10 protein-coding genes are annotated in these 14,403 nt (G+C 62.5%); 3 read left to right on the forward strand and 7 right to left on the reverse strand.

Annotation, left to right across the window (positions count from 1 at the left end; genetic code table 11):
- Positions 1 to 3 precede the first annotated feature (3 nt).
- Positions 4 to 291, forward strand: coding sequence for a transposase (locus tag ACSQ18_RS08070; protein WP_436036658.1), 288 nt, complete (start codon positions 4 to 6; stop codon positions 289 to 291).
- Between the two features lie 23 nt (positions 292 to 314).
- Here the strand turns inward: ACSQ18_RS08070 and ACSQ18_RS08075 are convergent, their stop codons facing one another.
- The 6 genes from ACSQ18_RS08075 to ACSQ18_RS08100 all read right to left on the reverse strand — a co-directional run bounded on the left by ACSQ18_RS08075 (position 315) and on the right by ACSQ18_RS08100 (position 10,935).
- Positions 315 to 1,994 carry a UvrD-helicase domain-containing protein gene (locus ACSQ18_RS08075; RefSeq protein WP_436036659.1) on the reverse strand — a complete coding sequence of 560 codons (1,680 nt, stop codon included), beginning with the start codon at positions 1,992 to 1,994 and terminating at the stop codon, positions 315 to 317.
- Positions 1,991 to 3,601: an ATP-dependent nuclease gene (locus ACSQ18_RS08080; RefSeq protein WP_436036661.1), complete on the reverse strand. Its 1,611-nt coding sequence runs from the start codon at positions 3,599 to 3,601 to the stop codon at positions 1,991 to 1,993. The genes ACSQ18_RS08075 and ACSQ18_RS08080 overlap by 4 nt, the downstream gene beginning before the upstream one ends.
- 158 nt (positions 3,602 to 3,759) lie before the next feature.
- Positions 3,760 to 6,570, reverse strand: a complete 2,811-nt coding sequence (locus ACSQ18_RS08085) for a DUF4365 domain-containing protein (protein WP_436038403.1) — start codon at positions 6,568 to 6,570, stop codon at positions 3,760 to 3,762.
- An 8-nt stretch (positions 6,571 to 6,578) separates the two neighbouring features.
- Complete coding sequence (locus tag ACSQ18_RS08090; protein WP_436036663.1) at positions 6,579 to 6,905, reverse strand: hypothetical protein; 327 nt, start codon at positions 6,903 to 6,905, stop codon at positions 6,579 to 6,581.
- Positions 6,902 to 10,039 carry a type I restriction endonuclease subunit R gene (locus ACSQ18_RS08095; protein ID WP_436038404.1) on the reverse strand — a complete coding sequence of 1,046 codons (3,138 nt, stop codon included), beginning with the start codon at positions 10,037 to 10,039 and terminating at the stop codon, positions 6,902 to 6,904. The genes ACSQ18_RS08090 and ACSQ18_RS08095 overlap by 4 nt, the downstream gene beginning before the upstream one ends.
- Positions 10,039 to 10,935, reverse strand: a complete 897-nt coding sequence (locus ACSQ18_RS08100) for a hypothetical protein (RefSeq protein WP_436036665.1) — start codon at positions 10,933 to 10,935, stop codon at positions 10,039 to 10,041. Before ACSQ18_RS08100 ends, ACSQ18_RS08095 begins: the two co-directional genes overlap by 1 nt.
- Positions 10,936 to 11,289: 354 nt before the next feature.
- On the opposite strand from ACSQ18_RS08100, the gene ACSQ18_RS08105 reads away from it, so the two are divergent.
- Positions 11,290 to 12,372: an IS110 family transposase gene (locus ACSQ18_RS08105; RefSeq protein ID WP_436038405.1), complete on the forward strand. Its 1,083-nt coding sequence runs from the start codon at positions 11,290 to 11,292 to the stop codon at positions 12,370 to 12,372.
- 389 nt (positions 12,373 to 12,761) lie between these two features.
- A complete protein-coding gene (locus tag ACSQ18_RS08110) occupies positions 12,762 to 13,763 on the forward strand; it encodes an IS481 family transposase (protein ID WP_195691665.1) in 1,002 nt (333 codons plus the stop codon).
- Here the strand turns inward: ACSQ18_RS08110 and ACSQ18_RS08115 are convergent.
- Positions 13,734 to 14,396 carry a hypothetical protein gene (locus ACSQ18_RS08115; RefSeq protein ID WP_436036668.1) on the reverse strand — a complete coding sequence of 221 codons (663 nt, stop codon included), beginning with the start codon at positions 14,394 to 14,396 and terminating at the stop codon, positions 13,734 to 13,736. The two genes, ACSQ18_RS08110 and ACSQ18_RS08115, sit on opposite strands and share 30 nt — an antisense overlap.
- Positions 14,397 to 14,403: the final 7 nt, after the last annotated feature.

Consider the following 14,403-nt stretch of genomic DNA (forward strand, 5'->3'; position numbering starts at 1 on the left):
AGCGTGCCACTGACACAGCGCTTCACTCCGGCACAGGTGCAGCGAATCGTTGATGACTACGAAGCTGGCGACAGCGCGACATTGATCGCGCGTAAGCATGGTGTTGCACCATCCGCGCTGCTCCGCTTCCTGCGCCAGCAGCACGCTGCGATCCGCCAATCTGGCGTCACGGACAAACACGCTCGACGGCTGATTTCGGAGCACGCGGCAGGTGCGACGCTCGCCGATCTTGAGCGGCGTCACCACCTCTCGCATGGGGCTGTCTTCCGCGCCCTTCACCGTTTCGACTGACCAGCCTCGATCGACCCAGAGGATCAGCGCCCCGACAGCGCCTCCCAATCCGAAGTATTCAGCCAGTTGCGCATCTCGGCGTCGTCCATCGGGTTGGCTGTTCCGATCTCCGTCAGGAACCTCGTGGGGCGCTTTGACCACGGAGATCCGTTCTTGTCAGGTACGGAAAGCGCGTAACTCAGGACTACACCGTGTCGAGCTCGGGACAGCATGACCGACAGAACACGCGCCTCTTCAGCGATCGTCTCGGTCGTCTTCGCCCGGAAATCAGGAATCGTTCCGTCCTCGGCGCCGACAACGATCACCCAGTCGAACTGTTGCCCCTTCCCCGTGTGGCCGGTGAGCAGGTGAATCCCCGGTTCCGTGATCAATGTTGTTCCGGTACCAACGCGGATTCGACTGCGAACCGCCGCCGCCGTTTCTCCGGAGACGAGCAGGTCGTGGCACCAGTCCAGCGCTTCCCTGAGCACATCCTTGCTCTCAGTCGCAGAGGAATAGTTCGCCGCGTCCCGGAGATAGGTCAGAGGATCCGCTGCGGAGAGCATCTCCACGACGTTCAGTTGACGCAAGAGGCTCTTCAGAAGGTTGGCGGTGTCCGTGTCGACTACCGCGTCGTCCCAGCGGTAGACCTCGACGGTTGCACTACTGAGTGCGGCATCGACGAAGCGACGGCGCGGTCCAGTGCGGGCGACAATGCCCACGCGATGATTCGGAGCATGCTCGATGAGTGCGATGGCCAGCTTGGCAGCCCACTCTGCTTCACCTGTCGCGGTGTCGTGTTGAACCCACGACTTCATTCCTCCGCCTGGCCACGATGCCGGGGTCGCTGATGTGAGCGAGGTTCCACCCGTGAGCCCCGAAAGAGAGTTGACCATCGCGAGCACGGCAGGAGACGAGCGATGGGACTCGGAGAACTCGACAACCTCAGAGCACTCATCGCGGACAGCTTGGCTGACCTCGTCAGGGCTTGCTCCAGCGAAGCCATAAATACCCTGCGCAAGATCGCCGGCGAATGTTGTGCGCCCGCGGCCGATCGAGTTCACGATACGAAGCTGCTGCGGAGTCAGGTCTTGAAACTCGTCGACGACGACCGCGCCGAAGTGCGCGTTATAGAGCGCTGCGACTTGCTCGTTCGCAAGGATTAGCTCTGCCAGACGCGGGAGATCATCGTAAGTCAGCCTTCCGGCCGCCAAACGCTCTTGCTCGATACGCAGTGGTGCCTCGCGACCAGGCGCCTCCAGGTACTCGACTACCTGCGCGTCAGTTCGTGGGTCTTGCTTCGCGATACGGAGTGTGCGCTGCACCTCGGCTGACGTGTTGAAGTCGAAGTTGAGCTCTCGACACCGTTGCCCCACCCAGTCGTTCTCCGGGAACTCGATGTCGTCAGCTATCCCGATGACATTCCCGTGAGCTCGGATGAGCCGGGCTGCGACGCCATGGAAGTTGGCGACGCTCACTCGATCACGGAGTACTGCAGCAGGAAGGTACGCCTGGAGTCGTTCGCGAATGTTGTCGCGGGCCCGGTTCGAGAACGTGGTCACAAGAACCTTCTTCGGTTCTGCAACGTCGCCACGGCGCAGAAGACCTTCGATGCGCAGCGCGAGCGCCTCCGTTTTGCCACAGCCAGCTGGGGCGATCACAAGGAGGTCCGGAGCTGTCGCGTCTCTGATTCGTTTCTGTGCTTCGGTCGGAGTGATCGTCACGAGGCGATCTCCGTCAGCAACTTCTCGATGCTTTGGATCGCCGCGACGTCTTCCTTCTTGAGAACCGCTGCAACCGACAAAGCCGCCCGTACCTTGTAGTCACTCTTCCGACGACAGAATGCGGCAACGTCCGCCGCGGTGCGCACGCCCCCGTCGCCGGTCGCCGCACAGTTCGCGAGATGGGCTCGACTGAACTGCCCGCACGTCTCGAGCGCCTTCCACACTCGCTCGTGGCCGAGCGCCTGCACGTACTCGTCCTCCAGGTCCGCAACAGACACCCATACAGAATGGTCCGCCAGATCGGCCACATCGACCCCGAGTTTCGCTGCGGTGTCTACAGCCGCATCGTCGTCGATCAAGAGCGTCATCGGTACGTCGAACCCGTTTGGTCCGAACAGCTTGTCCACGGGCCCCATTTCGCCCGCGCCGCCTACCTCGAGGACAGAAATACCGAGTCGATCGAGCGATCGGTTCGTGAGTTCTGCAGATCGCTCGAGGATGATTCGGTCCGAGATACCCTCAACTGCGACGACGCGCTGCGCGGTCAACGGCTCGAGCTTGTCGCGAACCCACCAGCGGACGAACATTCGCTCATCGCCAGACATGAAGCCGCTCTTTGGCTGAACGACGGTGCCCCCGGCCTTCACGACGACAATTGAGTCGGGATCGAAGGCGCCCACGATGTCAGGTGAATGAGTCGCGATGATTTTCTGATTAGCCCCCTCGCGCAGCAGGCGTGCGAGGCTCCGTTGGCTCGTCGGGTGGAGGTGCACTTCGGGCTCATCGATACCGACCAGATTCGAGCCGACGCTCATGAGGTCGTACAGCGCGATGGCGTACAGGGCGCGCGTACCGTCGGATTGCTCGGAGAGGTTGTGCGGTACCCCGTCTTTCAGTACCTGAAGGCGCACGTCGCTGAATACGTCCTCAGTGGCCGATGCGGAACTCACGAAGCTCAGATCGGCTGGCTCTACCTCTTTCGGCAGGGCGCGTGACAGCTGGCCGGACAGATCGGCCCGGAGGCCGCCGAGCACCCCGGAGCCATCGAGAGCGGCCTGAAACTCCTTCGCCGCGGCCTCGAACGCAGAAGCTTCTCCCCCAAGTGCGACGTTGGCAAGCAAGTCGTCAACGGCCGATCGACGCCCATCGCGTAGATCTCTCGTCTGAGCTGTCGCACTGAGGAACTTCCAGCCCAACCCTTCAAGCTGATCTCGCGAGAGTTGCCGACTGGTCCCGCCCGCTGGAGCAGTGCGCGTGATCGAGATCGACTCGTTCTCGTCTGCATCGACGGTGAGGCGAACGAGCAGGGAGAGATCACCCGTTTGGGCGTCAACTTCGATCTCGTCCGCGAACAAGGCTTGCTCGTCGCTGGAGAAGTCGACCAGCGTCACCTCAACCACGAGAGGCTGCTCGGCGTCTCTGAGGTCATCTACGCCGAGGTTGGAGTACAGCTGAGCTGTGCTCGCCCCGAGAACGAGATCCAGGCACCGAAGAAGCGAGGACTTCCCGACATCGTTCGCGCCGACCAGCACGAGGTGATCCCGAACCTCGATATCTAGGTCCTGCAGACGCTTGTAGTTCTCAACTTTCAACCTCGACAGCTTCATGCTGCTTCCCCTTCTCTGCGCGCCAGCCCCAGTGCCACGCGAAGATTCTCATTTAGATAACGTCGCTGAATATGGACAAGGTGCAGTCCACCGAGCGAGGTTTCCATCACGGCTAACGAATCACATTTATGCAGACGGTCTCGGAGACTCATTTGCTGTCACCCCCCGACGTCCTCGGCTTCATCGCGGTCCCACGCGCGCCGAAGCTCGATCACATGCGCTCGAACCACTGCTGAGGGGTGGGATGCGAGCTCGTTAGCGAGCACTTCCGCACTTGCAGAGCGGCCCGTCTGGAACAACGTGCGCGACACTCGCGTTGCCAGCTCGACACCCGGCTCACTCAGCAGTTGAGTCAATAGGCGGTGACTTTGTTCACCAGCCACATCCAGTGCCACCCATTCCGCGAGGGCGCCAGCCACCGCGGAACGGATCTCGAGGTCGCTGTGGGTTGATAGTGCGGCCAGCGCGCCCAGCTGGCTCGGCTCTCGCCGCATCGCAATCAGCCGGATACCGGCCCGGATCTGATCCGGAGCACCGCTCAGCAGTTCACTTACCGTGTTGTCGGACGCCTCGTCGGGCGAGATGAGATTGAGAAGAAGAAGCGCGTCGCCTCGAATATCCGCCCTACTGAAGAAGCCCATGTTGTGGGTCGGATCTGGCGTTCGTGACGCCAGTCGCGCCAGGGGCTCGCGAAGCTGCTCGTGCACCGCATCGGGGATCTTCTCTGCAAGCCGGATCAACAGATTGATACCGGAAGCGAGATGATCTGGGGATGATTGCTCGTCGGATATCGCGGCCACGCAGACGTCCCAGTCGGCGGCGGCCGGATGCCACAGATTGAGCAGTACGAGCGTGTGCAGAGCGTCGTTAGAACTGCCATAGCCATACATGCCTTTGTGTGCGGAGTCGATGATGCTGCGCAGGGCCTTGGCGGAGCTCTCGATCATCCCCGATGCTGCCCGTTCAGGTAGTTCGGTAACGTTGCCCCAGCTGGCCAGAGCGGACGTGTCGCCCTGCGCAATGCGGTCAATAAGACCGGCTCGGAGCTCAAGATCACGGCCCGCGAGTAGAGCTTCAATCGCACTGGCAAGCACGGCTGCATCTCCGCCCGGCCTAGCACGAAGTTTGTTCAGCTCCGCCTCGGACCAATCGAGGTCACGAACATTGCGAACCAGCAATGCATATCCGCGAGCGATCAGCTCGTCGCCCACCGGTGGCAAGCTGCAGACCCACGATCGAACCTCCGCCTGAATCTCCTTGGAACAAGCCACGAACGTCCGCGCAAGCGCCAACGCGAGCGGCTCCTCGTAGTGAGGGTTCGACGGGCGAAGTCGCTTGATCCGCCTACCCGGATCTGCGAGCTCGGAAAGCAGCATTCGGGCAGCGCGATCGGCCACGGCCATTGGAAGGACCTTGCCAGCCAGCCCAAGCAGCTCGAGGTCCGCGTGGAGTGAGTCTCGCGTAGATCGCCGCAGATCTACGTGCTCCGCGACGTTCACGAGCGCAACCACCGGACCGATATCGAGCAATCGAGTTACCGCATGTTTGATGTCGCTCTTCGAACCCGCGAGCAAGAAGAGCTCGAGGGCACTGCTCACCGAGCCCACCTCGCGCGAGGTCATAAGCATGTGGCGTGCAAGCTGGCACGCCTCGTAGCGCCACGAAGAGGTATCGCCACCGAAGCTAGAGATGAGCATCGCGGCACGGATGTTGGTCCAGGTTTCGTCGGAGCCGCCGATAGTGATCGACTTATCGTTCGCCCACGTCTTGAAGGCGTTCTCGAGATGCTTGCCAAGACCCACGGACATTTTCTGTCCGCGCCACCACGAAGCAGCGTTATCGCGCGCCTTGATCATCTGCTCGAGGTCAGTAGCTGCCCAGCCGCTCAGCGTGAACAGCATGTCTGCAGCCGTTCCAGACAAGAAGCGAGCCGTTGGATCCTCGGGCGCAGTCTGTCCGATCATGGCGACCTCAAGGGCGATGCTTCGAGCCCGCCGAAGCGAACCGTCCAGGAGCAAGTTTCGCGCGAGATGCAGTCTCAGCCATGCGTGATCGACCGGGTTGTAGTCATCGCGTTCTTCGAGTGACCTCTCAAGGAGCTTGATAGCGGAACGCACCTTCCCGTCCTCGAACAGAGCGGATGCGTTTATCACTGCGATAGCGGCGCGCTGCTCAGGGGTCGCTTCTGCCGTGATTAGCTCCTCGAGCGCAGCGCGCTCGCCCTTCTCCACCCAGGTGAGGAGCGCGGCGTACAGTCGCCACTCGAAGTCATCGTCGGCGGCGCTCACCTTGGGATCAAGAAGCAGCTGCTTTTCCTTGTAGTGCCTGTGGACCTCGAAGAGACGAACCGAGGACACGAGAGCGACCGCTTGCGCAGCGGTCACCGTATCGGTCGAGGCGTTGCCGTGGGGTGCGATGAGCCTGGGGGCAAGGAGCGCATATCTCAACTGCGAGCTATTCGGAATCTCCTGCCCAGGGGTCCAAGCGCTTCCTTCCCAGGTCTTCCCAGTCGAGCTGCTGAGGGCGACTTTGAGCAAAGCCTCCAAATGATCTAGATCTACGGTCTGCGTCTTCGGGATGAAGACCTTCCGCCCCTTGCCCGTCGAGATGACTGCGTCCTCGACGATGTGGACCCAATAAGAGACCTTGGCGTCCTTGTCATAGAAAACGAGGATGTGTGGGACTCGGTGAGTTGTCCAGTAGTCGAAGTGTTCCTCATCGTCGGCGTACCACCAGCCCTCCCGGCCCTCGTAAGTCGCAGGCGCATCGAACTCAAGAGCCCAGTTCTTGACCTGCGCGCCTACAAGAGCTCCCAGGTCGAAGCGGCGCGCGTCCCGAGCCATGACGAATAGGTCGGTGCCTACGTCGTGCTCGAGGTTCGGGATGGCGCCCCATCCCAGTTCCTCGAACTGCCCTTTGACAAAGCTCTGCCCGGAGGTGCCCTTCGCGCTGTTTCTTGGGGCCCGCATGGCAGCCACTATGCGTCCCACTCCTCTTCGTCGAGCGGCGACCTGTTCAGTCCATCTCCGCGCAGTCGCCAATCGGGAAGATTGCGATCCATGAGCGTCGAAGAGCGGCTTCGGTGGCCTCCCTCAAAGTGCTGAGTCTGCTCGTGAGCACTGACACACTCCCCTTCTTCAAGGAACGAGAACGGATCGATGAACAGCTTGGTATCGACCGTCAGATGGGGGTCGAGCCAGTCGTCATCAGCTGTCGGAGTGACGCCGAAGTGCTCCGAGAAACGCATGACTACGCGCACCCCCAAGGAAGATTGCGCCGAGGCGACGGCTCGATAAGTGATCATCGCTGCGCCTCGCTGCCTGCCAATACCTCAGCCTGCTCGAGTACGAGCTCGATTGCCTTGGCTTCCGCGTCTGGCGGGTAGTCGTACTTCGCCAGCAAGCGCCGAACCTTCGTGCGCATCGCAGCGCGCACTGAGTCCTTCAGATTCCAGTCGATGGTGGCTGATGCCCGAACCGCCGTAACTAGCTCCTGCGCGATCTTCTTGAGTGTGTCGTCTCCCAGCTCAAGTACCGCGGCATCGTTGATCCGGACAGCGTCATAGAACGCGGCCTCGTCTTCACGCAGTCCGAGCGACTTGTGGCGCGCGTCCTCGGCGCGCATCGTCTTGGCGAGCTTCACGAGCTCCGCAATGATCTCTGCCGTCGTCAGCGACCGGTTCGTGTACTGGTTGATCGCCTCTTCGAGCTGTTCCGAGAACTTCCGCGCCTGCACCACATTCGTCCGCTGCACTGTGCGGATCTGGTCGTTGAGCAACCTTCGAAGCAGCCCCATCTGCAGGTTGGGCTTCTCCTTCTCGGCGAGTGAGTCGAGGAACTCCTCGGACAGCAGTGACAGCTCAGGAGTCTCGACGCCGGCCAACTGATAGACGTCGATCACCTGATTTGCCGACACGGCCTCGTTCAGAAGTTGTCCAAGCGCGGTGTCGATCTCGACGCTGCCGCTACCACCACGTCCCGAATCAGGGTTCTGGATCTTAAGGATCGCTGCGCGTACGTCAGTGAACAAGCGAACGTCGTTCCGAATGGCCGCTGCTTCATCGCGTGCGCCGGCCAGTGCAAATGCCTTCGCGAGCGCCAATACCTGATCGTTGAAGCGGCTCGTTCGATCTGGATCGGCCATCACGAAGTCGAGCACCTTGGCGTACTCCGCGAGGCGCTGCGATGGTGACAGCGCCGGGGACGCGTCGTAGCTCACGCCGTGAAGTAGTCCCCGCACGACGTCGTGCTTCTCGAGCATGATGTTGACCATGTCCTCGATCGGCACACCAGCCTGATCACGGTCGGACGGCGAGTACTCGCTCAGCGCGCTCTGCAGGTTGTCAAAGATGCCGATGTAGTCGACGATCAGCCCACCTGGCTTGTCCCGGAACGTTCGGTTCACGCGCGCGATCGCCTGCATGAGCCCTGCGCCCTGCATGGTCTTGTCGACGTACATGGTGTGCATCGACGGAGCGTCGAAGCCCGTGAGCCACATGTCACGCACGATGACCAGCTCGAGCGGATCGTCGGCGTTCTTCGCACGTGCCTTGAGATCCTTGCGCACGTCCTTAGAGTGGATGTGCGGCTGGAACTCTGCCGGGTCTGCCGCCGAGCCGGTCATGACGACCTTGATCTTGCCCTTTGCGGGAGCGTCCGAGTGCCACTCTGGTCGCAGCGCCACGATCTTCTCGTAGAGGCGCACAGCGATGCGGCGGCTCATCGTGACGATCATGCCCTTGCCGAGGATCGACTCGCGTCGCTTCTGCCAGTGCTCAACGATGTCTGCAGCCACCATGTCGAGACGCGCATCGGCGCCGACAATCGCTTCGAGCCGCGACCACCGCGACTTCGCCGCGGTGGCAGCGTCCTCTTCGACCCGCTCGGTAACTTCCTCGACGAGTTCGTCGAGTGCGGCGTAGTCCTCAGCTGACAGATCGACCTTGGCGAGGCGAGATTCGTAGAAGATACGGACAGTCGCGCCGTCCTCGACCGCACGCGTCAGGTCGTAGACGTCGACGTAGTCGCCGAACACGGAGCGCGTCGACTTGTCTGCCGAGTCGATCGGCGTGCCGGTGAAGCCGAGATAGGTGGCTCCCGGCAATGCGTCGCGCATGTGCTTGGCGAGCCCGGCCTTGAGTCGTCCGCTGCGGTCGAGGTACTCGCTGAAGCCGTACTGCGAGCGATGCGCCTCGTCCGCGATAACGATGACGTTGCGGCGATCCGCGAGCACGACGTTCGCATCGCCATCCTCGCCCGGTGCGAACTTCTGGATAGTCGTGAAGACGATGCCGCCCGAGCCCCGGGTCAACCTCGTTCGCAGATCCTTGCGGGTCTCGGCCTGGACCGGCGACTCCGGCAAGATGTGCGCGGGCGCAAAGACCTCTTCAAAGAGCTGGTTATCTAGGTCGTTGCGATCCGTGATGAACACGAGCGTCGGGTTAGCCATCCGCGCATCGCGCATCACCTTCGCGGCGTAGAACACCATCTCAAAGCTCTTGCCGGAGCCCTGAGTGTGCCAGACGACACCACCGCGTCGGTCGCCGGACGGGCTCGAGGCTTGGATGGTCGACTCGACTGCAGCGTTCACAGCCCAGTACTGGTGGTACTTCGCAACGCGCTTGACAAGAACAGAAGTCTTCTGCTTCGTAACCTTGTCGGTCACCGTCTCACGGCTGAAGACAACGAAGTTGCGGAGCAGATCGAGGAAGCGGGTCTTATCGAAGACGCCCTTGATGAGCACCTCAAGTGCCGGACGATCGGTGATGACCGTCCTACCGTCCATGGTCTTCCATGGGGCGTAGTGCTCGAACGCGCCGCTGTAGCTACTCATCGCGGCAGAGGTTCCGTCGGAGATGACCGTCACGGCGTTCGCCAGGAACACCGATGGGATGTCCTTCCGATACGTCTGCACCTGATTCCAGGCCGACTTGAGCGTTGCGTGTTCGGCAGCCGGGCTCTTGAGCTCCAGGAGCGCCAGCGGGATTCCGTTGACGAACACCAGCACGTCGGGACGGCGGTTCTTGCTGTTCTCGATAATCGTGAACTGGTTCAGCGCGACCCAGTCATTGCGCTCGGGGTGCTCGAAGTCGATCAGGCTAATCGTGCGCGTCCGGAGGATGCCGTCGGAGCCACGCTGCTCGACGGGCACGCCTTCAGTGACGAGCTTGTGAAGCCGGTAGTTCTCGTCGATAGCGCTCTGCGACTCGGCCCGGCGCACGCGCTTGATGGTCTCAGCGACCGCATCGTTGTCGAGACCGGGGTTGAGGAGTCGAACGGTGTCGCGGAGCCGATCCCACAGGAAGACTTCCTTGTAGGACTCACGCTCAGCAATAGCTTCGCCAGGTGCGAGGCTCGGGCCGTGCAGCGCCTGATAACCGAGTTCGGCGAAATACTCGAGTGCGGCCAGTTCGACGACGTTCTCGTTGAAAGCGCTCATCATGACATCTCCCCTTCGGCTGCCAACCCCAGGCCGCTTCGCAAGGCAGCTTGAACTTTCGCAGTATCGGAGTTAGCCAGATCGGCGACGGCTGCTGCGCGCGAGACCGCGCTCATAACGCCGGCAGCGAAGGTGTCCCGCGCCTGCCAGTCGACAGGTAGATCGGTCTCAAGGCGTTCAAGTCGTCTCTCCAGCTGCTCGAAAAAGCTCGCCGGATACGCATCACGCAGGGGAGCTACGACGGCTCGCCAATCGAACACCTTGCTCGCTACAACCGGGACCGCAGGCGCCGTATCCGCCTCGGCTGATTCAAACAGAACGTCCAAGAATGGGAAGTCTGAAGACTCCAGACCATTCTTTGCCTGCTGCGAAAGCTGTAGCCCCTCGATTTCCATTGCCTCTGGCAGCGTCGCCCCATCAAGGAGCAACGTTGCGTCAAACCGCGCCCGCCGAAGATTCAGTCCAGATGATGCATCCAAATCGTTGGCGTCTACCTCGGATGGGAAGCGCGAATTGGAAAGATCGACGTAACCGACAGCTCCGCTCAAGTCCAGCTGGGGGCCTCGAACAGCGTTACGTAGACGCAGACCACCGAAGGTCGAGTCCGCGACCGTGAATGAAGTTGCGGGACGCGAACCATCCTCCCTCGCCGGTTGAGTGAAGGATGTCTTCAGTGTGTCAGATCCGATTCGAGCCTCCCCTCCAATCACCATCTGGTCGAGGTAAACACTCGCCGTGAACTCTTCGAAAGCGAGCGACACCTCCCCGCCGACTTCGGAATCAGTCGCGCGCAGGTCGTAGTCGAGGATGTGCCCCGCTACCGACAGCGATCCACCCACGCGTGCCGAAGAGAGGACGAGTGGCTCCTTCACCTCATCCAACGGCCGGTTCGCCATGTCGTACTCCCAGTTCAAGGCGAGGTCGCCATCGCACTCAATGCCTGAGAGGACGGGGACGACGGAGTCCGCGCGGCGTGTCAGTGTTAGATCCCCGAGCACCCGGGCACCCGTGAAGTCGACGGACTCCAGTTCCCCCTCGATAACGAGATCGAGATCGCCCAGGACAGTACCGCGGAAGTCCCACGATGCGATACTCCACGCCGCTTCCGCGCCCGTGAGCCGTCGCGCTAGACGGTATGTAGTGGCCGCCTTCTGGTGAGGGGGTCGCGGGACGGGGCCTCACTCACAAAGCTCGTGGGTTACCGGGTGGAGGTGGTCCGCCCGGCCTATCCGACAGTTGTGGGAGGCCCCGTGTTCACTGAGCGTACGAGTGTTGGGCTCGATGTGCACGCACGATCCGTCGCGGGAGCGGCGATCGATGGCGTGACTGGCGAGCTGTTTCAGAAGAAGCTGCCGCCCGGAAACGACCGGATCCTGGACTGGGTGCGGACTCTGCCGGGACCGGTCGCCGTCGTCTACGAGGCCGGCCCGACCGGGTTCGGTCTGCATCGAGCATTGACCGCGGCCGGGATGCGATCCGTGGTCGCAGCGCCGTCGAAGCTGCAGCGTCCCTCTGGCGATCGGGTGAAGACCGACGCGCGGGATGCGGTGCATCTGGCACGGTTGCTGCGGCTGGACGAGGTCACCCCGGTCTCCGTTCCGACGGCGGATCAAGAGGCGGCCCGGGACCTGGTCCGGGCGCGGGAGGACTGTCGTGGGGATCTGATGCGCGCCCGGCATCGGCTGAGCAAGCTTCTGCTGCGGCACGGAATCGTCTACGACGACGGCCAAGCATGGACGAACAAGCACGACCGGTGGCTGCTGCAGCAGCACCTGGCCGGAGCGGCGGCGCAGGCAGCGTTCGATGCCGAGTATGAGACGGTGCTGCAGGTCAAGGCCCGACGTGACCGGCTCGACCGTGCCATCGAGGGCCTCGCCGCGGACAGCGAGTTCACCCCGCTCGTGCGAAGGCTCGGGTGTCTGCGCGGGGTGAGCACCCTGACCGGGTTCGCTCTGGCCGTGGAGATCGGCGACTGGACGAGGTTCACCGGGAACAGCATCGGCTCGTTCGTCGGACTGGTGCCCAGTGAGTTCTCCTCCGGTCAGTCCCGAACCCAGGGGCCGATCACGAAGACCGGCAACGGCCACGCCCGTCGCCTGCTCGTCGAAGCGGCCTGGCATCACCGACCCCGCTACCACGTCGGCGCCGTCATGCAGGGGCGATGGGAACAGGCATCTGCGGCGGCGCGTGCTCGCGGCGACCTCGGCAACCGTCGCCTGCATGAACGGTGGGTGCGATTCCTTGAGCGCCGCAAACGCCCCACGATCGCGAACATCGCCATCGCCCGTGAACTGGCCGGCTGGTGCTGGTCATTGGCCGTGATGGACGACTGACCCTTCGAGCTGCTTCGTGATCCCACGGTCGGTGGCAGCGCGAGGAGCGACCCGCGACACAACTATGAGCAGCCAGCCACAGGCCGGCGACGCTCGTTCCTAGACACGCGGTCCCGCTCCTGCCGAAGAACCGTCCTGCGGTAACCAACCCGCGAATATCAGACTGACCGCGCGTCGCAACGACACGCTCACCGACAGCCCGATCGCGAAGCAAGAGGCGCCGCCCGGAACGAATCCGGACGGCGCCTCACCATGCCCTCTTGACAAGAAGGCACTACATATCAGCTGTACTGCCCAGGGAGGTTGTTTGATCTGGCTTCCCTGATGTGACGAGAACCTCCCGGCAGAGTGGAGCTGCTACCGCATCCGCTCTGAACCAGGAGGTTCTCGTGTCTCACGCTAACGCGGCGCTCACCCCGCGCCAAAGGCTCCGTCTTGCACAGAAGATCGTCGACGAGGAGTGGACGGTCGCCGCGGCGGCGGACTACTTCCGTGTCTCCTGGCCCACCGCCGCGAAATGGGCGCGACGCTACGTAGAGCTCGGTGAAGCGGGGATGGCCGACCGGTCCTCGCGCCCGCATGCGCATCCGAACAAGACCCCGACGCACCGTGTGAAGAAGATCGTGCACCTGCGGATCCGCAAGCGCCTGGGGCCGGTCCAGATCGCCGACCGCGTCGGGATGCCGGCCTCGACCGTCCACGCGGTGCTGAAACGGTGTCGACTGAACCGGCTCTCGCATGTCGATGTGAAGACCGGGGAACCCGCCCGCCGGTACGAGCACGACAAGCCCGGCGCGCTGATCCATGTCGACGTGAAGAAGCTCGGCAACATCCCCGACGGCGGCGGCTGGCGCTACGTCGGACGGTCCCAAGGCGACCGCAACCGAGCAGTCACGGCCAAGCGCACCGGAAAGCGAGGCATCGCCGGCGACATGGTCACCGGCACCGCCTACGTCCACACCGTCATCGACGACCACTCCCGCGTCGCTTACGCCGAGATCCACGACGACGAACGCGCCGAGACCGCGATCGGCGTCCTGCAACGGGCCGTGTCCTGGTTCGCCGACCGCGGCGTCCGCGTCGAACGGGTCCTCTCGGACAACGGCCCCGCCTACCGCTCCCACGCCTGGCGACGCGTCTGCGCCGAGCTCGCCATCACACCCAAGCGCACACGTCCTTACCGTCCGCAGACGAACGGGAAGATCGAGCGATTCCATCGCACTATGGCCGACGGTTGGGCCTACGTGAAGCACTACAACAGCGAATCAGCCCGCCGCGCAGCCCTGCCCGCCTGGCTGCACTTCTACAATCACCACAGGCCCCACACTGCGATCGGGAAGCTCCCGCCCATCAGCCGGATCTCAAACAACCTGCCTGGGCAGTACAGCTAGCTCTGCTGTGATGAGTCGAATCTCTTCCCTCACCCCCGGGCCGAAAAGTGAGTCGTCTTCGATTGCCTTGTTCTCGCCTAGCGCTCGCAAATGTGACGTCAGCACGTCGAAGCAGCGCTGCGTGCCGGACGTCCATTCGTCGCCGAGCGCGAGCACCAGATGGGCCCCCGCGATGCGAGAGATCGGCTGCTCCGCCGCGAGCAAGCCGACTGCCTTGGAGAAGCGCTCAATGAGCGCGAACTCTTGATCGGCACGATGCTTGTCACCCGCGCGCTGGTCCTCCTGAGCATCGATCTTCCCTCGAGCTTCAGACAGCAGATGGGCACGGAACTTGAGTACTGCGTAGGCTGCGGTCAGCACACCAGCGATCAATGTCGCAGCGACGATCACTGGGCTCGCGATATTTGCTTTGTCCGGCAGCGAAAAGTCTTCGGCTCCGAAGGCCAGCAGCAACAAGAGCGAGTAGAGCGCGATCAACCCAGAGACAACGGCGAGAACGAGCCTCAAGAGTGGGGCTCTTAGCAACCATGGTTCCGAATCGGCGCCAGAGCGCCGCTTGAGAGACCCCATGAGCATCCAACCCACGAGGATCGCGAATACCGCGCCGCAAATAATCGCAGCCCAGGCCGTCACAGGCCAC

Origin of the sequence: Microbacterium sp. LjRoot45, from assembly GCF_964253325.1 — a bacterium.
Lineage (GTDB): Bacteria > Actinomycetota > Actinomycetes > Actinomycetales > Microbacteriaceae > Microbacterium.